This is a genomic window from Candidatus Mycoplasma haematohominis (assembly GCF_902712995.1).
In the GTDB taxonomy this organism is placed as follows: domain Bacteria; phylum Bacillota_I; class Bacilli_A; order Mycoplasmatales; family Mycoplasmoidaceae; genus Eperythrozoon_B; species Eperythrozoon_B haematohominis.
In genome coordinates, this window is the sequence record NZ_CACTIB010000025.1 from 1 (window position 1) to 548 (window position 548).

Below are 548 nucleotides of genomic sequence, written 5' to 3' on the forward strand. Positions count from 1 at the left end.
ATCAAACTAATTTAAGTAGGGTTTGGGGCAATATGAGCGAAACAGAATTGAAATCACAAGGTGGTTCTGTGTCAAAACCTAGCGATGCAGACGTTAAAGATAATACTAAAGCAAGTTCTGTCGCTGATTATGTAAATAAATGATATACTCATATATCTAGCAAACAATTAGATGTTGTTCCGAAAGAAACAACGGATACAAATAAAAATACTTGGGATGCTTTCAAAGATGCTTGTTTTGTAGATAAAGCTCCAGCAACAACCTCAGGAGCTTAGTTTATGTCAACTCAAGCAATAGGAGCTGCAGCGGCTGGAACAGCATTACTAGGTGGAGGAGGAACTCTAGCTGCTTATGCAGCTGGAGCATTTAATCCAAAGGATAAAGATTGGCAAGATGCGACTTTTAAAGACTATGCAGCTCATTTGAACCTTAAATATATAGGAGAGACAGGTGCTACAGCGCCTGGAACTTTACCAACTAAAGAAAAAATAAAAACTAAGTTAGATGGAGACTTTGAAGGAACAGGATATAAGAAATTTCTAAAAGAT

Annotated in this window: 2 protein-coding genes; both read left to right on the forward strand. The window is 37.0% G+C overall.

Annotated features, from left to right (window positions below; all coding sequences use genetic code 4):
• Positions 1-275: hypothetical protein (locus tag H6411_RS04480; protein WP_216083448.1), on the forward strand; the 275-nt coding region annotated here is incomplete at its 5' end.
• Positions 276-278: 3 nt separating this feature from the next.
• Positions 279-548 (forward strand): hypothetical protein (locus tag H6411_RS04485; protein ID WP_216083449.1); only part of this gene is annotated, 270 nt, incomplete at its 3' end.